The organism is Sphingomonas sp. SAFR-052 (genome assembly GCF_051965015.1).
GTDB lineage: Bacteria > Pseudomonadota > Alphaproteobacteria > Sphingomonadales > Sphingomonadaceae > Sphingomonas.
Map to the genome: position 1 here is coordinate 541,018 of NZ_JBQCMO010000002.1, position 19,625 is coordinate 560,642.

Sequence of the window (19,625 nt, forward strand, 5' to 3'; positions counted from 1 at the left end):
GCGGACCCGCGCCACGAAGGGGCCGACCATGACCGCCATCCTGCTCACCGCACCGTTGCAAGGCTGGGCAAGCGCGCTCGACGACGTGCCCGACGCGGTGTTCGCCGGGCGGATGCTGGGGGACGGTGTCGCGATCGACCCGACCGGCGGTACGCTGCACGCCCCCTGTGACGGCGAGGTGCTGACGCTGCACGCGGGCGGCCATGCCATCACCCTGCGCGGCGAGGGCGGAGTCGAGCTGTTGATGCATATCGGCATCGACACGGTGCAACTGGGCGGCAAGGATTTTTCCGCGCGCGTTGCCGTCGGCGACCGGGTCGAGCGCGGCCAGCCGCTGATCGATTTCGACCTCGATGCTCTGGTGCGGGGCGCGCCGTCGCTGATGACGCCGCTGATCGTCACCAATGCCGATGCGTACCGCATCGTCCGGCGCGAGACCGACCGGGTGGTCGGTATCGGACAACTGCTGCTGACGGTCGAGCCGGTCGCCGCAAACACGCCGGCCACGACGACGGAAGAGGGCGAGCGCATCGTGCGGCAGGTGCGGGTGCCGATGGCGCATGGGCTGCACGCACGCCCGGCGGCGAAGATCGGCGAGGTTGCGCGCGGCTTTCTCGCAACGAGCTGGCTGGCCAAGGACGGCAGCGAGGCGCGTGCCACCGGGGCGGTCGGTCTGCTCGGGCTGGGCGTGCGGTTCGGTGACACGGTCGACGTGATCGCCAGCGGCCCCGACGCCGCCGAAGCGGTCGTCGCGCTGGCGACGCTGATCGAGGGCGGGATGGGCGAGCGTGCCGAACGGGCGGCGGCCGAACCGGTGGTCGCGCCGCCGCCGCCGCCCGCCGTCGCGCTGCCCGAGGGACAATTGGCGGGCACGCTAGCGGCGCCGGGCTATACGATCGGCACCGCCCGCTGGCTGCGGGTTGCCGAGATCGAGGTGCCGGTCGACGGGCAGGGCGCCGCGATCGAGACCGCCCGGCTCGATTCGGCACTGTCGGCGGTGCGTGAGAAGCTGGCGGCGACGACCGGCGAAGGGGCGGCGATCCGCGCCGCGCATATTGCGTTCCTCGACGACCCCGATCTGCGCGACGCCGCGAATGTCGCCATCGCCGATGGCCGCGATGCCGGCCATGCATGGCGCGCGGCGACCCGGACGCAGGCGGCGACGCTGCGGGGCCTTGGCGACGCGCGGCTGGCCGAGCGCGCCGACGATCTGCTCGACCTCGAACGGCAGGTGCTGGGCGAACTGACCGGCACGGTCGCGGAGGCGATGACCTTCCCTGCCGGGACCATCCTGCTCGCCGACGATCTGCTGCCGTCGCAGGTGATGGCGATCGATCCGGCCAGTGTCATCGGTCTCGCGGTCGAGCGTGGCGGGCCGACCTCGCACGTCGCGATCCTTGCGGCGACGATGGGCTTGCCGGCACTGGTCGCGATCGGCGCGCCGCTGAACGACGTGACGGATGGCGCGACGCTGATCCTCGACGCCGATAGTGGAGTGCTGCACGTCGATCCCGATGCGGCGACGCTTGCCGAGGCCCGCGCCCATGCCGATCGCCGCATCGCCGACCGCGATGCCGCGCTTGCCCGTGCCGGCGAGGCCTGCGTGACGCTCGACGGCGTGCGGATCGAGGCGTTCGCCAATCTCGGCTCGATCGAGGATGCGAAGGCGGCGATGGCCAATGGCGCCGAGGGGTCGGGGCTGCTGCGCACGGAGTTCCTGTTCCTCGACCGCGACAATGCACCCGACGCCGCCGAACAGGCTGCTCTCTATGGCGCGATCGCTGCCGAACTCGACGGGCGGCCCTTGATCGTGCGGCTGCTCGATATCGGCGGCGACAAGCCCGCCCCCTATCTGCCGATCGCGCCGGAGGAGAATCCGGCACTGGGCCTGCGCGGTATCCGCGTCGCGCTGGCCATGCCCGACATTCTCGAAACCCAGCTGCGGGGCATCCTGTCGGTACGGCCGGTCGGGCAATGCCGGATCATGATCCCGATGGTCGCAAGCGTCGCCGAGATCGCCGCCGTCCGCGCGGTCGTCGACCGGTTGCGTGCCGACCTCGGCATTACCGAACGCGTCGAGATCGGCATCATGGTCGAAACCCCCGCCGCCGCGGTCACCGCCGCGACGCTGGCGGCGCATGCCGATTTCCTGTCGATCGGCACCAACGACCTGACCCAATATGCGCTGGCGATGGATCGCGGCAACCCGGCGGTCGCCCCCGGCATCGACGGCCTCCACCCGGCCGTGCTGCAACTGATCGCGCACACGACCGAGGGGGCGGCGCGACATCGCCGCTGGGTCGGCGTGTGCGGCGGCCTTGCGTCGGACCGGCTGGCGATCCCGCTGCTGGTTGGGCTGGGCATCACTGAATTGTCGGCGTCGCCACGCTTCGTGCCCGAATTGAAGGCACTGGTCCGGCGGCTCGATACCCATCGCTGCCGCCTGCTGGCGGAACGCGCGCTGGCGGCGGCATCGCCGGCCGAGGTGCGAACGATGGTGCGCGACTTTCTTCAGGAGCAGGGTGCATGAAGTCGATCGTCGAAACGCTGCAGCCGATCGGCCGCGCGCTCATGCTGCCGATCGCGGTCCTGCCGGTGGCGGGGCTGTTGCTGCGGCTGGGCCAGCCCGACCTGCTCGATATCGGCCTGCTTGCGGCGGCGGGCGATGCGTTGTTCAACAATCTCGGGCTGTTGTTCGCGATTGGCGTCGCCTGCGGCATCGCCCGCGACGGCAATGGCGCGGCGTGTCTGGCAGGCGTCGTCTGTTATTTGGTCGTCAAGAATGGCGGGCCGGTGTTCCTCACCGTCCCGCCCGAAGTGACGCAGGGCTTCGCGCCGGACGTGGCGGCAACCCTGTCGGCGGCGTGGAAGGCGAAGGCGTTCGCCAAGCTCGACGTACCGATCGGCATCGTCGCCGGGCTGATCGGCGGTCATGCCTATAATCGCTATGCGACGATCAAGGTGCCGGAATATCTCGCCTTCTTCGGCGGGCGGCGGTTCGTGCCGATCGTCAGCGGCGTGGCCGGCATCGCCATCGCGGTCGTGGTTGGCCTCAGCTTCGGCGGCATCACCACCGCGCTCGACCTGCTCAGCCGCGGCCTCGTGGCGTCGGGCAGCTTCGGCCTGTTCGGCTTCGGCCTGCTCAACCGGCTGCTGCTGGTGACCGGGCTGCACCATATCCTCAACAACGTCGCCTGGTTCGTGCTCGGCGATTTCGGGGGTACGACCGGCGACCTGCGCCGCTTCTTCGCCGGCGATCCGACCGCGGGGGCGTTCATGGCTGGCTATTTCCCGGTGATGATGTTCGGCCTGCCCGCCGCCTGCCTCGCCATGTACCATTCGGCGCTGCCGGAACGGCGCAAGGCGGTGGGCGGCATGTTGCTCAGCCTGGCGCTCACAAGTTTCCTGACTGGTGTGACCGAGCCGATCGAATTCTCGTTCATGTTCCTGGCACCGGTTCTCTACGCGATCCATGCGGTGCTGACCGGGCTGTCGATGGCGCTGATGGACTGGCTGGGGGTGAAGCTCGGCTTCGGTTTTTCGGCGGGGCTGTTCGACTATGTGCTGAACTATGGGAAGGCGACGAAGCCGCTGCTGCTGCTCCCGGTCGGCGCTCTCTATTTCGCGCTCTATTACGGCGTGTTCCGCTTCTTCATCCTGCGCTTCGACCTCAAGACGCCGGGCCGCGACGCCAGCGCACCGTCGCTGACCGGTGCGCCGGCCGGCGGCGGGGGGGATCGCGGGCGCGCCTTCCTCGCGGCGCTCGGCGGCAGCGGCAACCTGGCCAGCATCGGCGCGTGCACCACCCGGCTGCGGCTGGTCGTCGTTGATCAGGCACTAGTCGACGAAGCGGCGCTGAAGGCGTTGGGCGCGATGGGCGTACTGCGTCCTTCGGCCCGCGCGGTACAGGTCGTGGTCGGCCCGATCGCCGACCAAGTCGCAGAAGAGATCCGCGAGGCCGGCATTGGCGGCCCGATCGCAACCGTTGCGCCTGCTGCGCAGGAGGCGACCGCCGCTGCACCGGCCGCGCTCTCGCCCGCCCTGATCGAAGCGCTTGGTGGGGCCGGGGCCATCCTGCGCGCCGAACCGCTCGCCGGGCGGGTACGTGTCGAGCTGCGCGAGGCGACGTCGATCGATTCCACAGCCTTGCCTGGGATCCGCGCCGCCGCACAGGTCACCCCGACAGTCATCCATCTGCTCGTGTGAACCACGCGCTGTCTGACAGCGTTGACGGTGTGTTGCTTAATCAGCACACCGCTGGATAATCGGTACGGTATAAGGACGATAGTATCTTCTGAGATTGACCCCGTCCGCTCGCAGGCGGAAAACTGTCGCATAGGTGAAACAAGGCCGGATCGGCACGCACCGGACAGGGGGATTCATGCAATCGATCACGAAGCTGCTGGCGACAACGTGTTTGGGAACGCTTATCGCGGGCGCCGCCCACGCGCAGGTCGTGCCGGTCGAGGCACTGCCCGATACCAACACCGAAGCGACCGACCGGGAAGATGATGCGATCGTCGTCACCGGCACGCGTATCGTCCGCCCGAACAACAAGTCGGCCGCGCCGATCGCCACCGTCACCTCTGCCGAAATCCAGGCGCAGGGTGCGACGACGATCGAGGAGGTGCTGAATCGCCTGCCGCAGGTCGCGCCGAACGCCGAGCAGAATTATGCCGAATCGAGCGGTCGCCAGCGGATCAAGCTGCGCAGCCTCGGCTTCGAACGTACGCTGACCCTGGTCGACGGCCTGCGCCTTGGCATCCAGAACGGCCTCGACGTCGGCATTATCCCTGCGACGCTGGTTGAGCGGATCGACGTGCTGAGCGGCGGTGCCTCGTCGGTCTACGGTTCGGACGCGGTGTCCGGCGTCGTCAACTTCATCCTGAAGAAGAATTTCGACGGCGTGGAGTTGAATGGCAATTATAGCTTCTACAACCACCAGAACCGCGAAAACGCGGTTACCGAAGCGGCGCGGCGGTCGTTCTTCCAGACGCCGACCGGGCTGACCAACGACGGCGCGCGCATGGACGTGACGCTTAGCGCGGGCAAGACGATGCTCGACGGGCGGGTCAACCTGACCGGCTTCTTCAGCTATCGCCAGTCCGACCTGTTGCCGCAGGGCGCACGGTCGTGGTCGGCGTGCGAAGTGACCCAGCCGACCAAGGACGCGGCACTGACCTGCACGCGCAGCCAGTATACGCAGGTCGGCACGATCATTCCGGGCAGTGGCGCCAATGCCGGGCGGGTGCTGGTCAACAATCCTAACGGCTCGGGCAACTTGATTCCATGGGGATCGGTCGCCGGGGCCGCTGCCAACCCGTTCGATGAATTCGCGGCACAGCGCGAATTCAACCGCATCAACGCGGGCGGCTTCCTGAACATCGATCTGTCCGAAGCGGCCGAGATCTATTCGACCTTCCTCGCCTATCGCGACCGGTCGCAGAACCCGATACCGCTGCGCATCTATCCCTCGGGCATCTATGGCGCGACGCCCTATCAGGTGAATTGCAACAACCCGTATCTGTCGGCGTCGCAGGGGCAGACGCTGTGCGGTAGCGCGGCCGGTACCAACACGCTGGTGCCGTTCAACCTGCTCTATCGCTTCGACGGGCTACCGCCGGCCTATAACCGGTTCGAAAACCTAGGCTACCGCGTTACCGGCGGCATTCGCGGCAAGGTGCTGAAGGCGTGGAATTACGACATTGCCGGCGTCTATTCGGCGAACCGTGGGTCGCTGACCTATCCGGCCTTCCCCGATGAGACGCGTCTGCGTCAGTCGCTGATCGTCGACAATGTGGGCGGCTCGCCGACCTGCCGTACCGGCGGTTCGACCTGCGTGCCGTTCAATCCGTTCCAGCCGTACAACAACAACGCGGCGTTCGCCGATTACGTGTACCAGAATGTCGACGGGTCGGAGATCACCAAGCCCAGCATGTGGCAGGTGCTCGGCACGGTCTCGGGCGACCTCGGCGAATATGGCATCAGGTCGCCGCTCGCCGATCAAGGCATCGCGATCGCCGCCGGCGTCGAATTCCGTGCCGAACGCTTCATCTCGACCGCCGACGCGCTGTTCCGCCAGACCAATGGCGGTACCGACGCGCGCTTCACCCAGAATGTCTGGGAAGGTAACGTCGAAGCGCAATTGCCGATCGTCGAGGACCAAAGCTGGACCCAGCTGCTGCAACTGAACCTCGGTTATCGCCGGTCGAAGTACAACCGGCTCGACGGTGCGTTCGACACGTGGAAGGTCGAGGGGATGTGGGCGCCGATCGACGACGTCACCTTCCGCGGATCGATCAACAAGGCACAGGCCGCCCCGTCGCTGATCCAGGCGGTACAGGCGAGCAACATCAACTTCGTGACGGTCGGCTCGCGCAACGATCCCTGCGCCACCGCGCCCGATCCGCAGAATCCGGGCCGCTTCCTTGCTCCCACTGCCAGCATCGAGGCGTGCCGCGCGACCGGCCTGCCCGACAATCTGTACGGCAGCCAGACGCTGAACTGCCCGGACGCGCTGTGCACGATCCGCAATGGCGGGTTCGAACTGACGCCGGAAACCGCCTATACCAAGACGTTCGGCGTGGTGCTGCGGCCGCGGTTCCTGCCGGGGCTGACCGTTTCGATCGATCGTTTCCTGATCGATCTGGACGATTCGATCAGCTATTTCAGCGCGGGCGATTTCGTGAACGGCTGCGTCCAGACGCAGAACCCCTATTTCTGTCGCGGCATCGTGCGGAACCCGGGCAGCTTCACACTGTTCAGCCCGGCCGCGAGCAACCCGGCGACCGGCTTCATCATCCAGGGTACCAGCAACGGGTATAAGAGCGATTCGCATGGCTGGGATTTCCAGGGCCAGTATGCGTTGGGCCTGAACACCGCCGGGCGGCTTGACCTCAGCTTCAACGGGACGCTGATGACCTCGGTCGGCGGGCAGGAATCGCCGACCGTCGATCCGCGCCAGTGCGTCGGCTATTATGGTCCCTTCTGCGGCGAAGGCTTCCCGAAATGGGTGCATACCCTGCGGACGACGTGGTCGACACAGGACAATGTGGTGAACGTGTCGCTGAACTGGCGGCATCAGGGGGCGATGACGATCACGTTCAATGCGGCGGCGGATACCGGCATTCCGTACGGGCCGACCAACCGTCGTTCGACCTATAACGGCATCGAAGCCTATGACTATTTCGATCTGGCGACGACGTTCAACGTGGCGAAGCGCTTCACGCTGCGTCTGGCCGTGAACAACCTGTTCGACCGCGATCCGCCGCTGATCCCGAACTCGCGTTCGGAACTGGGGCTGCTGCGCAACAACACGGTGTTCCGGTACGACCTGCTCGGTCGTCAGATCGTGGCCGGCGCGACCGTCCGCTTCTGATCGCAGGCCAGAAGGCCCCGTCGCCGTCGTGGTGACGGGGCCTTTCCGGTTCAGGCGGCGCGCAAACTCGCCGATTTCAGCACCGTGCTGCGCCCGTTGTCGCTGGTCACGGCATAGGTAAAGCCCGGCAGGATCGCGAAGGCACCGACCTCCCCGCGGGCATCCATCGCGAGGAAGCCGACCTGTACCCCGTCGAGCGCCGCGCCGCGCAGCTTCGCGATATGCTCGACCGCCTCGCGACAGGCAGCCATCGGCGACAGGCCGGCGCGTAGCGACGATACGACGCGGGCGGTGCCGGCGATGCGGGTTACTTCCTCGCCAAGGCCGGTGGCGGTGGCGGCGCCGACGCCCGCCTCGACGAACAGGCCGCTGCCGACCTGTGGCGAATCGCCGACCCGGCCGTGCAGCTTGAACGCCATGCCCGACGTCGTGCACGCACCCGCCAATGCCCCGTCCGGTGCACGGGCGATCATGCCGATCGTATCGTGGTCGAGCGGCCCGCCAAGCGGCGCGCGCGCATTTTCGCTGTTGGCGACCGGCTGATATTTCGACGTCTTCAGCCATTTGCGCCATTCGGCCTCGGCTTCCGGCGTCAGCAGCTTCTCGGCAGTGAAGCCATTGGCCAGCGCGAACTGCCGCGCGCCGTCGCCGACGAGGAAGGTGTGCGGGGTGCGCTCCATCACCGCGCGCGCGACCGAGATCGGGTGGGCGATATCCTCCATCGCCGCGACCGCGCCGACATGCCCCTTGTCGTCCATGATGACCGCGTCGAGCGTCACCCGCCCGTCGCGATCGGGATAGCCGCCCTTGCCGACCGAATGGTTGGTCAGATCGGCCTCGGGCACCATCGCCCCCGCCTCCAGCGCGTCGATCAGGCTGCCACCGCGTTTGAACCGGGCGACGGCGGCGTCGTTGGCGGCGGCACCGAAGTCCCAGGTCGAGGCGACGCGCAACGTCCCGGCCGCGCGCGGCTGGGCAGGCAGGGTGGCCGATCCGGCAGCGGCGGCAAGGCCGGCAAGAGCGGTGCGGCGGGTAATGGTCGGCATGGATACCCCGTTTGACTGGTGATGCGCGGTTGTGCGTAGTCGCCGGGGGCGGAGCAAGCCTATAGCGCGATCTCGCGCAGTACGGCGTCGAGCACCGGAAAGCCGGCCGGGGTCAGCGCCAGCCGGTCGCCGTCGCGCGCGAGGAGCCCCTGCCGCGCGAGCAGCGCTACCGCATCGGTGTGCACCACCGCCTCGATCGGGCGTTCGCCGAGCGCGGCGACGCGGGCGAGGCCGATGCCTTCGCGCATCCGCAGGCCCATCACCAATGCCTCGGTCACCCGCTCGTCAGGGGTAAGGGCGTCCTCACGTTCGATGCCATGACCGTTGCGCTCCACCGCCGCGATCCAGTTTTCGGGCTTTTTACGGCGCACCGTCGCCAGCCCCTGACGTCGGCCATGCGCACCCGGACCGATGCCGGCATAGTCACGATAGCGCCAATAGGTCAGGTTGTGGCGGCTCTCCGCCCCCGGCCGGGCGTGGTTCGATACCTCGTACAGCGGCAGGCCGGCGGCGGACGTCATCGCCTGTGTCGTTTCGAACAGGTCGGCGGCGAGGTCGGGATCGGGCAGGGTCAGCGCACCCCTCGCCGCTAGCGTCGCGAAGCGGGTGCCGGGTTCGATGGTCAGCTGATAGAGCGAGAGATGCTCGGTTCCGAACGACAGCGCGCGGGCGAGTTCGGCTTCCCATGCGGCGAGCGACTGGGCGGGCCGGGCATAGATCAGGTCGAAGCTGACCCGCGCGAAATGCCGCTGCGCCACGCCGAGCGCGGCCAGTGCCTCCTCCACGCCATGCGCGCGTTCGAGGAAGGCGAGGGCGTCGTCATGCAACGCCTGTACGCCCAGCGAGACGCGGTTGACTCCGGCGGCGGCGATGTTGGCGAAGCGTGCCGCCTCGACCGAGGACGGGTTCGCCTCCAGCGTGATCTCGATATCGTCGGTCGGCGGCCATGCGCGGCAGGCGGCGTCGATGATCGCGGCGACGGTCGCGGGCGGCATCAGCGACGGGGTACCGCCGCCGAAGAAGATCGACGCCAGCCGCCGTCCCGGCAGCACCGCCACCTCATGCGCCAGATCGGCGAGCAGCGCCTGCAACCACGCCGCCTGATCGACCGCGTCGCGGACATGACTGTTAAAGTCGCAATAGGGGCATTTCGATACGCAGAACGGCCAGTGGACGTACAGCGCGAGGGGGGGAGGTTGGTCGGGCACCATCGCCGCCCCATATGGGCGCGATGCGATCGATACAAATATTGGCGCCGCTTTTGCTGCTGACCGCCTGTTCGCCCGGCGTCGAGGCCGGTCCCGAACGCATCGTCGAACCGCGCACGTTCGAAGGGCCGGCGCCGCGCGGGGTGGCGTTGCTGCGGCAGGCGATGGAGGCCGGCCACCGCGCGGCACGGGGCGGGGCGGGATTGCCGCCGCTCGCCTGGGACCCGGCACTGGCACGCGATGCCGAGGTCTACGCCGATACGCTGGCGACTACCGGCCGGTTCGAACATTCGGCGCAACCGCGCGGCGTGCCCGAACAGGGCGAGAATCTGTGGACCGGCACGCGTGGCGCCTATCGCTATGACGAGATGGTCGGCCACTGGGTCGCGGAGAAGCGCGACTATGTCCCAGGCGTGCTGCCTGCGGTGTCGCGGACCGGCAAGTTCGGCGACGTCGCCCATTATACCCAGATCATGTGGCGCACGACGCAACGCTTCGGCTGTGCCGAGGCGAGCAACGCTCGCGACGATTTCGTGGTCTGTCGCTATGTCCCGGCGGGGAATGTCGCCGGGCAGCAGGCGTTTTGACGCTTGGGTCGGAGCGGCCGATAACGGGGCCGGCAAAGTCGCGCTGCGCCTGAACCTACGCAGCAGACCCCTGCGCGACCTCGGCGGGAGTTCGCTTTACCGTATCCCCGCGAAGGCGGGGATCCAGGGCACACCCGCAAGCCTCTGCTTACTTGGCCCTGGACCCCCGCTTGCGCGGGGGTACGGCTTCGGTGGACGCGGGCTTGGAGCCGGATTCGACCAGTGTTGATCGCCTCACCATTCCGCGCCTGAGAGCTCCTTCCTCTCAGCGAGAGGGAAAGGCGCCGAAGACGCCGAAGGGTGAGGGGGATCGCGTCGGGTCGATAGCGACCCTACCCCCGCGCGCCGGCGATCATCTTGGCGGCGATATGGCGGACGGCATTATCGTCCTTCTCGCCGCCCTGGCTCGGGTCACCCAGCTTGTCGAGGCTGGCTTCCAGCGAGTCGAGCAGCCCCGGATGCTGTTCCTCGACATAGCGCATCGTCCAGAACAGGAGATGCTCGACCGCGATCTCGCGGTGGCGGGTTTCGGTGATCGCGTCGGGCATAGGAATTCCTTTCGGGGCGTCCAATGCGCGGGGTTGGGCGGGCGTTCCGGCCTCGCGGTAGTCAAAGCTGTTCGTACCCCCGCGCAGGCGGGGGGGCCAGAGCCACGGAGGCCATCCTCTGTTACCCTGGACCCCCGCCTGCGGGGGTACGGTCCGGCTGGCGTTACCGGTTCAGAACACCGCCTTCACCAGTTGCGCGAACGCATCGGCGCGGTGGCTGATCGCGTGCTTGTGGTCGGGATCGATCTCGCCATAGCTCTGGTCCATGCCGTCCTGGACGAACATCGGGTCATAGCCGAAGCCATGCTCCCCACGCGGCGGCCATACCAGTTGCCCGTCGACGCGCCCCTCGAACCATTCGACATGCCCGTCGGGCCATGCCAGCGCCAGCGCGCACACGAAATGCGCCGCGCGGCTATGGTCGGGGCCGGTCGCCTGCATCCGTTCCTCGACCAGCCGCATCGCCGCGTCGAAATCCTTGGACGGCCCCGCCCAGCGCGCCGAGAAGATGCCCGGATCACCGTTCAGCGCCTCGACGCACAGCCCGCTGTCATCGGCCAGCGCCGGCAGCCCCGACAGGTCGGCGGCCTGCAACGCCTTCAGTTCGGCATTGGCGACGAAGGTCGTGCCGGTCTCCTCCGGCTCGGGCAGGTCGAGTTCGCCTGCCGAGATCGGGGTGACGCCGTACGGCCCGAGCAGCGCCGCGATCTCGCGGATCTTCCCGGGATTGTGGCTGGCGATGACCAGCTTGCCGGGCGTGAGCTTGCGGATCGCTTGGCGGTCTTGTCCCTCGCCGCTCATCGCCCGGTCGCCCGAAGCTGTTCGGCGAAGATGCGACCGCAACCGATGCGGGCGAGGCGCAGCAGGCGCAGCAGCGCCTCTTCGTCATAACAGGCACCCTCGGCGGTCGCCTGCACCTCGGCGATATTGTTGTCGCTGGTCAGCACGAAATTGGCGTCGGCATCGGCCGCCGAATCCTCGATATAGTCGAGGTCGAGCACCGGCGTGCCGTTGTGAATGCCGCAGCTGACCGCCGCGACCTGTCGGCTGATCGGATCGACCTCCAGCTTGCCCTCACGCATCAGCCCGTCGACCGCTAGGCGCAGCGCCACCCACGCGCCCGAAATCGACGCGGTGCGGGTGCCGCCATCGGCCTGGATCACATCGCAATCGAGCGTGATCTGCCGCTCGCCCAGCGCCTTCAGGTCGACCACGGCGCGCAGCGAACGCCCGATCAGCCGCTGGATTTCCTGGGTCCGGCCCGACTGCTTGCCCTTCGCCGCTTCCCGGCTGCCGCGGGTATGGGTGGCGCGGGGCAGCATGCCGTACTCGGCGGTGACCCAACCCTCACCCTTGCCGCGCAGCCAGGGCGGCAGGCGCTCCTCGAGAGAGGCGGTCACCAACACTTTCGTATCGCCGAAGCCGATCAGGCACGATCCCTCGGCATGGCGGGTGAAGTTGGTCTCGATCGTGATCGGGCGCATTTCGTCGGGGGTGCGGCCGGATGGGCGCATGGGAATCTCCTGAAAGTTGGCGAAGTCCTAGCCGTCCGTTCATCGCCGCGCCAGTCGCCGCGCGGTACGCCCGTGGTGACGGGTCCGAAACGACGGACCCGCAACAGGGAGCGACGTCATGAAGATCATTGCCTTGGGCCTGCTGCCGATGCTGGGCGGTTGCGTGATGGCGGTCGGCAACACGACCACCGAAACCGCGCCGGTCGCGATCGAGCGCGAGACGATAAGTTACGAAACCTCGCCGTGTTTCGGCACCTGCCCGGTGTACCGGGTGACGATCCAGCCCGACGGGACCGGCGTGTTCGAGGGGCGGCGCTTCACCAAGGTCGTCGGCACACGCGACTTCAAGGCGACGCCGGGGCAGTATCGCGCCTTTGCCGCCAAGCTTCAGCCTTACCGCCCGCAGCAGGGCGAGCGGCTGGTGCAGCCGGGCCAGCCGGGATGCGACAATGCGCCGACCGATATGCCGTCGGTGGATGTACGCTGGAACGAATTGTCGGGCGCGTCGCAGCATCTGTCTTTCTATTACGGTTGCCGGATGCGCGATCAGCGGATGAACGAGGCGCTGCGCTCGGCCCCGAACGAACTGCCGATCCGCCAGTTCATCGAGACGCCTTAAATCCTCCCCGGCACGGGGAGGGGGACCATGCGCAGCATGGTGGAGGGGGGCTTCTGCGTACGGAACGGTTGCGTTGCGTGGCGAACCCCCCCCCCCACCACCGCTTCGCGGCGGTCCCCCTCCCCGCGGGCGGGGAGGATTTGGGTTCCGCAAACCGATCCGCCGCCCTACATTCCGCCTCATGACACCGCCGATCCACGAACTGACCGACCGCGCCCGCGACGTGTTTCGGATCGTGGTGGACAGCTATCTCGCCACCGGCGCCCCGGTCGGCTCGCGGACCATCGCGCAGCTGTCGGGGCTGAACCTGTCGCCCGCCTCGATCCGCGGCGTGATGCAGGATCTGGAGGAGGCCGGGCTGCTCGCCGCGCCGCATGTCAGCGCCGGGCGGATGCCGACCGAGACCGGCCTCAGGCTGTTCGTCGACGGCATGATGCACGCGATGGAGCCGTCGGCGCAGGAGCGCGCGACGATCGAGGCGCAGGCGGACACCGCCGGCCCGGTCGAGGAAGCGCTGGCCGGGACCGCCGCCGCACTGTCGGGCCTGTCGGCCAGTGCCGGCGTGGTACTGGTGCCCAAGCGCGAGCCGGTGCTGCGGCAGGTGTCGTTCGTGCCGCTGTCGGGCACGCGCGCGCTGGCGGTGCTGGTCGGGACCGACGGATCGGTCGAGAACCGCGTGTTGGAGACACCCGGCGCCAGTCCCGCGGCATTGGTCGAGGCCGGCAATTACCTGACCGCGCGACTGTCCGGCCTGACCCTGTCCGAAGCCCGCGCTCGGATCCTGCGCGAAATCGGGCAGGAACGCGCCGAACTGGACGCGACCGCCCGCGCGCTGGTCGAGGCGGGGCTGGCGATGTGGAGCGAGGATGGCGGGCAGCGGCCGGTGCTGATCGTGCGCGGACAGGCGCGGCTGATCGACCCCGCCGCCGCCCACGATCTCGACCGCGTGCGGCAATTGCTCGACGAACTGGAGGGAAAGGAGGAGATCGCCCGGCTGCTCGCATCGACGCAGGATGGTGACGCCTCGCGCATCTTTATCGGGTCGGAAAACAAATTGTTCGCATTGACCGGATCGTCGGTCATCGCCAAGCCGGTCCGCGCGCTGGACGGGCGCGTCGTCGGCGTGGTCGGCGTGATCGGGCCTGTCCGGTTGAACTATGCGCGCGTCGTGCCCATGGTGGATTTCACTGCCGCGACGCTGACGCGGCTGCTCGGCTGACAGGACAAGAAGAGACCGGAATGAACGACACTCCCGCCAACGACGATACGAACGACCTGCGCGAAGCCACCGCCGAGGCCGCACCCGAAGTCGCCGAAGCGGATCGCCTCGCCGACCTCGAAGCCAAGCTGGCCGATTCGCAGGCCGAGACCCTGTACGCCCGCGCCGACCTTCAGAATGTGCGCCGCCGCGCCGAAAAGGAGGTGGCCGACGCCCGCGCCTATGCCGCGACCGCGTTTTCGCGCGACATCCTGTCGGTGGCCGACAATCTGTCGCGCGCGCTGTCGGCGATTCCCGAGGATCTGCGCGGCGACGACCGGCTGAAGGGTCTGATCACCGGCCTCGAAGCGACCGGGCGCGAGTTGGAGAGCGTGTTCGGCCGCCATGGCATCACCAAGATGGTGTCGGTCGGCGAAACGCTCGACCCGAACAAGCATCAGGCGATGTTCGAAGTGCCGTCGAACGACGCGGCGCCCGGCACCGTCGTGCAGGAAATCCAGACCGGCTACATGATTCGCGACCGGCTGCTGCGTCCGGCGCTGGTCGGCGTGGCCAAGGCGCCGGAGGGCGTCGCCTGAACGAGACGGTTCGGCCCGACCTAGCCACCCCGCCCCGGTTCGAACGGATCGTCCACCCGGAGGCGATCGTCGAACCGGCGGCGTTGGCGGCTTCGCTCGCGGCACTTACCACCGGCGATCAGGACGGCACGGCGCTGCGTCGCGCGGCGACCGCGGTGCTGCGCGATGCGATGGCGCGTGGCCGGTCGGAGATCGAACAGCGGCTGCGCGCCCGTCCCAGCCATGGGTTGGAGACGGCGGCGGCCTATGCCTATCTGACCGATGCGATCCTTGTCGCGCTGGCGGGCTTCATCGTCCGCTACGTCCATCCGAACCCTAATCCGACCGCTGCCGAGCGGATGACGCTGATCGCGGTCGGCGGCTATGGTCGGGGCGAGATGGCACCGCATTCGGACGTCGATATCGGCGTGCTGACCCCGTGGAAGCAGACTGCCTGGTCCGAACAGGTCATCGAATCGATCCTCTATGCGCTGTGGGACCTGGGGCTGAAGGTCGGCCATTCGTCGCGCTCGCTCGATGAAATGGTCCGGCAGGCCAAGGGCGACGTCACCATCCGCACCGCGCTGGTCGAGGCGCGCTATGTCTGGGGCGACACCGCGCTCTATGGCGAGGCGGCGCAGCGCTTCAAACAGGAGGTGCAGGAAGGGACCGCGCGCACCTTCATCGCCGAAAAGCTCGCCGAACGCGACGCGCGGCACAAGAAGCTCGGCGACACCCGCTATGTCGTCGAGCCGAATGTGAAGGAAGGGAAGGGGGGCCTGCGCGACCTGCACGCCCTCTTCTGGATCGGCAAATACGCCTATAATGTCCGCCGTGCCGCCGATCTGGTCCGGGTCGGGCTGCTCAGCGCGCCTGAATTGCGCAAGTTCAACCGCGCCGAGGATTTCCTGTGGGCGGTGCGCTGTCACCTCCACCTCATTACCGGCCGGGCCGAGGAGCGGCTGACCTTTGACGTGCAGACCGAGATCGCAACGCGGATGCGCTATAGCGACCGGGTCGGCAAGTCGCGCGTCGAACGCTTCATGCAATATTATTTCCTGCAGGCGAAGCGGGTCGGCGACCTGACCGGCATGTTCCTCAGCCATCTCGACGAAACCTATGCCGCGCGTGGTAGCCGCTTCGGCTTTCCGCGGTTGCGGCGGCGGCCGGGGCGCTTGAACGGATTCGTGCTCGATCGCGGACGGCTGGCGCTGCCGAAGGACGATTTTTTCGCCCAGGACCCGGTACGGCTGATCGAGATCTTCGCGCTCGCCGACCTGCACGGGCTGGAAATCCACCCATTGGCGATGCGCGCCGCGTCGCGCGACGCGCGGCTGGCGGCGCATGTCCGATCGCACCCGCGCGCCAACCAGCTGTTCCTCGACGTATTGACCTCTCCGCGCGATCCCGAGCTGGTGCTGCGCTGGATGAACGAATGCGGCGTGTTCGGCCGCTTCATTCCCGATTTCGGCCGCATCGTCGCGCAGATGCAGTTCGACATGTATCACCATTACACGGTCGACGAACACACGATCCGCATGATCGGGCTGCTCTCGCAGGTCGAGCGCGGCATTTGTCGCGAGGAACATCCACTCGCCACCGCGCTGTTCGGCGGCATCGTCCAGCGTCGCGCGCTCTATGTCGCGGTGCTGTGCCACGATATTGCCAAGGGGCGCGGCGGCGACCATTCGATCCTGGGTGCCGAAGTCGCCGAACGCCTCTGCCCCCGCCTCGGCCTGACCCCGGCCGAGACCGAGACGGTGGCCTGGCTGGTCCGCTATCACCTGCTGATGTCGGCAACGGCATTCAAGCGGGACCTCAGCGACTTCAAGACGATCCTCGACTTCACCAGCATCGTGCAATCGCCGCAGCGGCTGCGCATGCTGCTGGTGCTGACCGTCGTCGATATCCGCGCGGTCGGTCCCGGCACGTGGAACGGGTGGAAGCGGCAGTTGCTGACCACGCTCTTCGAAACCGCCGAGGAAGTGCTGCGCCTCGGTCACAAACAGCGCGGTCGCGACGAACGCATCGCCGAGAAGCAGGAACGGCTGCGGCAGACGCTGGGCTGGGACAAGGATACGCTGGCCGCCTATGTCCGGCACCTGCCGCCCGCTTACTGGATCGCCGAGCCGGATGACGTCATCGCCGCCAATGCGCGGATGGTCGACCAGTCGGGTGATGCGCGGCTGACGATCGAGACCAGCGTCGACGAGGATCGCGGCGCGACGCTGGTGACGGTGCATGCCGCCGACCATCCTGGGCTGTTCTATCGCATCGCCGGCGCGATCCATGCGGCAGGCGGCAACATCATCGACGCGCGCATCCACACGACGCGCACCGGCATGGCGCTAGACAATTTCCTCGTGCAGAACCCGCTGGGCGGTCCGTTCGACGAAGCCGGGCAGTTGCAGCGGCTGAAGACCGCGATCGCCGACGCGCTCGCCAACCGCATGAAGCTGAACGACCGGCTGGCCGCCAAGCCGCTGTCGCGGGTTCGCGCCGAAGCCTTTCCGATCGAGCCCAATGTGCTGATCGACAATGCCGCGTCGAACCGCTTCACCGTGATCGAGGTCAACGCCCGCGACCGGCCGGCGCTACTGCATCATTTGGCACAGGCGCTGTTCCAGTCGAAGGTGACGCTGCATTCGGCGCATGTCGCCACCTATGGTGAGCGGGCGGTCGATACCTTCTATGTTACCGACCTGACCGGCGACCGCATCACCGGACAGTTGCGGCTGAAATCCCTCGAGCGACGGATGCTCGATGCGGCGGCGGGCAAGGATTTCGGCGTCTTCGTCTAATCCCTTGCGGATCGATAGGGATTGCGGCAGGATCGGCATATGGATCCGATCCTGCTGGTCGTTCTGGCCATCGCTTTCGTGCTGATCGTCGCCGTCGCGATCGCATCGAACCCCCGCAAATCCCGCCACGCCGATAGCGGCGACACCGGCTTTGGCTGGTTCGACGGCGGCCATACGTCGAGTCACTGCGGCAGCGATGGCGGCGGTTGCGACGGTGGCGGTGGCGACTGAGCCGATCGCACCGACAACCATTGCCGATTGAGTCTCGGACAGCGATTGTAGCGGTTCGCGATGCGCTGCCGGTCTTTGAGGCGGCCGAACATAATCTCTATGCGGCTGTGGCTGTGGCTGCGGCGACGATAGCGACGCTTGTCGTAGCTGACGGCTCGTTGAACGATTTGCGCCCCCGGAATGCAGGCAGTACTGCCGCACTAGTGTAGTCGCTGGGCCTAAACCGATTTTGCGAGTGGTTCTGGCTTCTTGTCATCGGGCAGTATCTTAGCCAAGTGTTGATGCACGGCGTGCTTACTGAACGGCTTTGAAACGAAAGTTGCCCTCTCCGGCATATCGCCCTTCTTAGGGAGTACGTGACCCGAGGCGATGACAATCTCGATATGGGGCCAATTTCCGTCAGCATGACGCGCTAGGTCGAAGCCGTTAGTGGACCCGGGCATATCGACATCTGAGAACAGCAAAACGATATTTGGTCCATGCTTTTCTAATACAGATTTGGCTTCATCACCATTCATGGCTTCGTGGACGCGGAAACCAGCGTCTTCGAGGATAGCCGTAGTATCCATTAAAATTATCGGGTCGTCATCAACGACGAGCGCGTACGGTACAGTGGACGTATTCATGATACTAGAACACACTACTTTTCGACAAGTTTCTACCACGCAAATCGGATACAATCTCATTCAAAGACAATTCGCACTAACCTAAATTTAAAAGCTTGTCGGCCCTCGACTTATCGAAGGGGTATGCGGAATGCTGTTTTCTATTCCTCCTTTACATACGTAAGCGAAGTTTTCGCGCTGTATGTTACATCGTAGTCGAGCTCTCTATGACTCGTTGAGTAGTGTGCCTGATAGGTATTTAAGTCCAAATACGGGCAATAGTTTAATGTAGATTGACGTGCCGCCTCACGGCAAAAGCAGGATACGTTCGTCCAACGTCACCCGAACACAGCATCCTGGGTTGGCATCTTCGCGCTCAACGGTGCCACCGAGCTGTTTAGCGAGCAAACGGACCAATTTTGAGCCAAGCCCCGGCACGGTTTCGGGCGAACAGCCAACTCCGTCATCTATGACGGTTACGATCATGTTCGTGCCGTTGGTTGTGATATCGACCTTGATAACTCCCCCGCGCTCTGTCGGGTAAGCGTATTTCAAGCTGTTCGTCACCAACTCATTCACTATCAGCCCGACATGGACCGCCACCGAACTTGGCGCGAAGATATCAGTGCAGGTAACCCTGACCGCTATCGGCCGAACGTCTCGCAGAAGGTCACCTAGCCCGTGACCAAGAGCTGTGACATAATCCGATAGGCCCACGAGCCCGCCCTTACCGTCACCTCTCAGCCGCTCCTGCGCTTGCGCTACCACGAGCACCCGAGCGTTCGCAGCGCTTAGCGCGTCGCGGACAGCGGGATCTTTGCTGTTATTCCTCTGAAGGGTGATCGCTGAGCTGATAATCGCCAGATCATTCTTCGTCCGGTGGGCAAGCTCCTCCAAAAGGAGCGCCTTAGCTGCTTCACTTTCATCCAAACGCCGAACGGCTTCGCGTAACGCTTCTGTGATCCAAGACATGGTGAAGCCGATGGCCACAAAGATGGTCAACGCGAACGTATCTTTCAGACCGATCGCGAAAGAGAAAATCGGATCAATAAAGAAATACGCCGCGACTGCCGCGCTCAGTAATGTGGCAAAAAACCCCGAACCTCGATCGAATAATAAAGCACATAAAAAACTGAAGGAATAAAGAGCAGTATAGGAAAATTATGAAGCGGACCATCAAGCGAATATCGCAGCGCGGAAGTTATGCCAATTATCGCGCACGTCGCTCCGTATCGCAATATCACGCCGAACTTTCGCCGTGGAAGTAGCCGGACAAGCATGTTTTCTGTGGGTGCTGAGCTTGCGGCCATTA

The 19,625-nt window shown here is 66.2% G+C and carries 16 protein-coding genes and 1 pseudogene; 9 read left to right on the plus strand and 8 right to left on the minus strand.

Going from position 1 to position 19,625, the window contains the following annotated elements; genetic code table 11:
* Nucleotides 1-28: 28 nt before the first annotated feature.
* From ptsP to ACTHQV_RS05625, 3 genes are all read left to right on the plus strand, one after another.
* Nucleotides 29-2,530 (plus strand): phosphoenolpyruvate--protein phosphotransferase, encoded by a 2,502-nt coding sequence (gene ptsP, locus ACTHQV_RS05615; protein ID WP_440488833.1) that lies wholly within the window; start codon nucleotides 29-31, stop codon nucleotides 2,528-2,530.
* Nucleotides 2,527-4,206, plus strand: a complete 1,680-nt coding sequence (nagE, locus tag ACTHQV_RS05620; protein ID WP_440488835.1) for an N-acetylglucosamine-specific PTS transporter subunit IIBC — start codon at nucleotides 2,527-2,529, stop codon at nucleotides 4,204-4,206. The genes ptsP and nagE overlap by 4 nt, the downstream gene beginning before the upstream one ends.
* A 175-nt stretch (nucleotides 4,207-4,381) precedes the next feature.
* Nucleotides 4,382-7,378 (plus strand): TonB-dependent receptor domain-containing protein, encoded by a 2,997-nt coding sequence (locus tag ACTHQV_RS05625; RefSeq protein WP_440488836.1) that lies wholly within the window; start codon nucleotides 4,382-4,384, stop codon nucleotides 7,376-7,378.
* Between the two features lie 50 nt (nucleotides 7,379-7,428).
* Here the strand turns inward: ACTHQV_RS05625 and ACTHQV_RS05630 are convergent, their stop codons facing one another.
* Both ACTHQV_RS05630 and hemW read right to left on the minus strand, forming a co-directional pair.
* Nucleotides 7,429-8,424, minus strand: coding sequence for a N(4)-(beta-N-acetylglucosaminyl)-L-asparaginase (locus ACTHQV_RS05630; protein WP_440488838.1), 996 nt, complete (start codon nucleotides 8,422-8,424; stop codon nucleotides 7,429-7,431).
* 59 nt (nucleotides 8,425-8,483) lie between these two features.
* Nucleotides 8,484-9,635 (minus strand): radical SAM family heme chaperone HemW, encoded by a 1,152-nt coding sequence (gene hemW / locus ACTHQV_RS05635; RefSeq protein ID WP_440488839.1) that lies wholly within the window; start codon nucleotides 9,633-9,635, stop codon nucleotides 8,484-8,486.
* A gap of 38 nt (nucleotides 9,636-9,673) precedes the next feature.
* Between hemW and ACTHQV_RS05640 the strand changes: the two genes are divergently transcribed.
* Nucleotides 9,674-10,219 carry a CAP domain-containing protein gene (locus tag ACTHQV_RS05640; RefSeq protein WP_440488841.1) on the plus strand — a complete coding sequence of 182 codons (546 nt, stop codon included), beginning with the start codon at nucleotides 9,674-9,676 and terminating at the stop codon, nucleotides 10,217-10,219.
* A gap of 332 nt (nucleotides 10,220-10,551) precedes the next feature.
* On the opposite strand, the gene ACTHQV_RS05645 is transcribed toward ACTHQV_RS05640, so the two are convergent.
* The 3 genes from ACTHQV_RS05645 to rph form a co-directional block, all read right to left on the minus strand.
* Nucleotides 10,552-10,767 (minus strand): hypothetical protein, encoded by a 216-nt coding sequence (locus ACTHQV_RS05645; protein ID WP_440488843.1) that lies wholly within the window; start codon nucleotides 10,765-10,767, stop codon nucleotides 10,552-10,554.
* Between the two features lie 171 nt (nucleotides 10,768-10,938).
* Nucleotides 10,939-11,568 carry an RdgB/HAM1 family non-canonical purine NTP pyrophosphatase gene (rdgB, locus tag ACTHQV_RS05650; RefSeq protein WP_440488844.1) on the minus strand — a complete coding sequence of 210 codons (630 nt, stop codon included), beginning with the start codon at nucleotides 11,566-11,568 and terminating at the stop codon, nucleotides 10,939-10,941.
* Nucleotides 11,565-12,281 carry a ribonuclease PH gene (gene rph / locus ACTHQV_RS05655; RefSeq protein ID WP_055791268.1) on the minus strand — a complete coding sequence of 239 codons (717 nt, stop codon included), beginning with the start codon at nucleotides 12,279-12,281 and terminating at the stop codon, nucleotides 11,565-11,567. The genes rdgB and rph overlap by 4 nt, the downstream gene beginning before the upstream one ends.
* 118 nt (nucleotides 12,282-12,399) lie before the next feature.
* Between rph and ACTHQV_RS05660 the strand changes: the two genes are divergently transcribed.
* From ACTHQV_RS05660 to ACTHQV_RS05680, 5 genes are all read left to right on the plus strand, one after another.
* Nucleotides 12,400-12,900: a DUF6438 domain-containing protein gene (locus ACTHQV_RS05660; protein ID WP_440488845.1), complete on the plus strand. Its 501-nt coding sequence runs from the start codon at nucleotides 12,400-12,402 to the stop codon at nucleotides 12,898-12,900.
* A gap of 181 nt (nucleotides 12,901-13,081) precedes the next feature.
* Nucleotides 13,082-14,119: a heat-inducible transcriptional repressor HrcA gene (gene hrcA / locus ACTHQV_RS05665; RefSeq protein ID WP_440488846.1), complete on the plus strand. Its 1,038-nt coding sequence runs from the start codon at nucleotides 13,082-13,084 to the stop codon at nucleotides 14,117-14,119.
* A 20-nt stretch (nucleotides 14,120-14,139) separates the two neighbouring features.
* Nucleotides 14,140-14,697 (plus strand): nucleotide exchange factor GrpE, encoded by a 558-nt coding sequence (locus tag ACTHQV_RS05670; RefSeq protein ID WP_440488847.1) that lies wholly within the window; start codon nucleotides 14,140-14,142, stop codon nucleotides 14,695-14,697.
* A gap of 83 nt (nucleotides 14,698-14,780) precedes the next feature.
* Nucleotides 14,781-17,477 (plus strand): [protein-PII] uridylyltransferase, encoded by a 2,697-nt coding sequence (locus ACTHQV_RS05675; protein WP_440488849.1) that lies wholly within the window; start codon nucleotides 14,781-14,783, stop codon nucleotides 17,475-17,477.
* Nucleotides 17,478-17,516: 39 nt separating this feature from the next.
* Entirely contained in the window at nucleotides 17,517-17,708 is a 192-nt protein-coding gene (locus ACTHQV_RS05680; protein WP_440488851.1) for a hypothetical protein, read from the plus strand.
* On the opposite strand, the pseudogene ACTHQV_RS05685 reads toward ACTHQV_RS05680, so the two are convergent.
* From ACTHQV_RS05685 to ACTHQV_RS05695, 3 genes and pseudogenes are all read right to left on the minus strand, one after another.
* Nucleotides 17,660-17,905: pseudogene (locus ACTHQV_RS05685) on the minus strand (hypothetical protein); the annotation flags it as partial. The gene ACTHQV_RS05680 and the pseudogene ACTHQV_RS05685 sit on opposite strands and share 49 nt — an antisense overlap.
* Before the next feature lie 21 nt (nucleotides 17,906-17,926).
* The gene (locus ACTHQV_RS05690) at nucleotides 17,927-18,334 is read right to left on the minus strand and encodes a response regulator (protein ID WP_440488853.1); all 408 of its coding nucleotides are present in this window, start codon (nucleotides 18,332-18,334) and stop codon (nucleotides 17,927-17,929) included.
* Nucleotides 18,335-18,619: 285 nt separating this feature from the next.
* Nucleotides 18,620-19,393, minus strand: coding sequence for a sensor histidine kinase (locus tag ACTHQV_RS05695; protein WP_440488894.1), 774 nt, complete (start codon nucleotides 19,391-19,393; stop codon nucleotides 18,620-18,622).
* Nucleotides 19,394-19,625: the final 232 nt, after the last annotated feature.

Bases quoted from the DNA above. Each gene is read 5' to 3' on its own strand.
- ACTHQV_RS05660 (WP_440488845.1), top strand. From the start codon at position 12,400: ATGAAGATCATTGCCTTGGGCCTGCTGCCGATGCTGGGCGGTTGCGTG.
- ACTHQV_RS05680 (WP_440488851.1), top strand. From the start codon at position 17,517: ATGGATCCGATCCTGCTGGTCGTTCTGGCCATCGCTTTCGTGCTGATC.
- ACTHQV_RS05630 (WP_440488838.1), bottom strand. From the start codon at position 8,424: ATGCCGACCATTACCCGCCGCACCGCTCTTGCCGGCCTTGCCGCCGCT.
- hemW (WP_440488839.1), bottom strand. From the start codon at position 9,635: ATGGTGCCCGACCAACCTCCCCCCCTCGCGCTGTACGTCCACTGGCCG.
- rdgB (WP_440488844.1), bottom strand. From the start codon at position 11,568: ATGAGCGGCGAGGGACAAGACCGCCAAGCGATCCGCAAGCTCACGCCC.
- ACTHQV_RS05670 (WP_440488847.1), top strand. From the start codon at position 14,140: ATGAACGACACTCCCGCCAACGACGATACGAACGACCTGCGCGAAGCC.
- rph (WP_055791268.1), bottom strand. From the start codon at position 12,281: ATGCGCCCATCCGGCCGCACCCCCGACGAAATGCGCCCGATCACGATC.
- ACTHQV_RS05625 (WP_440488836.1), top strand. From the start codon at position 4,382: ATGCAATCGATCACGAAGCTGCTGGCGACAACGTGTTTGGGAACGCTT.
- ptsP (WP_440488833.1), top strand. From the start codon at position 29: ATGACCGCCATCCTGCTCACCGCACCGTTGCAAGGCTGGGCAAGCGCG.
- nagE (WP_440488835.1), top strand. From the start codon at position 2,527: ATGAAGTCGATCGTCGAAACGCTGCAGCCGATCGGCCGCGCGCTCATG.
- hrcA (WP_440488846.1), top strand. From the start codon at position 13,082: ATGACACCGCCGATCCACGAACTGACCGACCGCGCCCGCGACGTGTTT.
- ACTHQV_RS05645 (WP_440488843.1), bottom strand. From the start codon at position 10,767: ATGCCCGACGCGATCACCGAAACCCGCCACCGCGAGATCGCGGTCGAG.
- ACTHQV_RS05690 (WP_440488853.1), bottom strand. From the start codon at position 18,334: ATGAATACGTCCACTGTACCGTACGCGCTCGTCGTTGATGACGACCCG.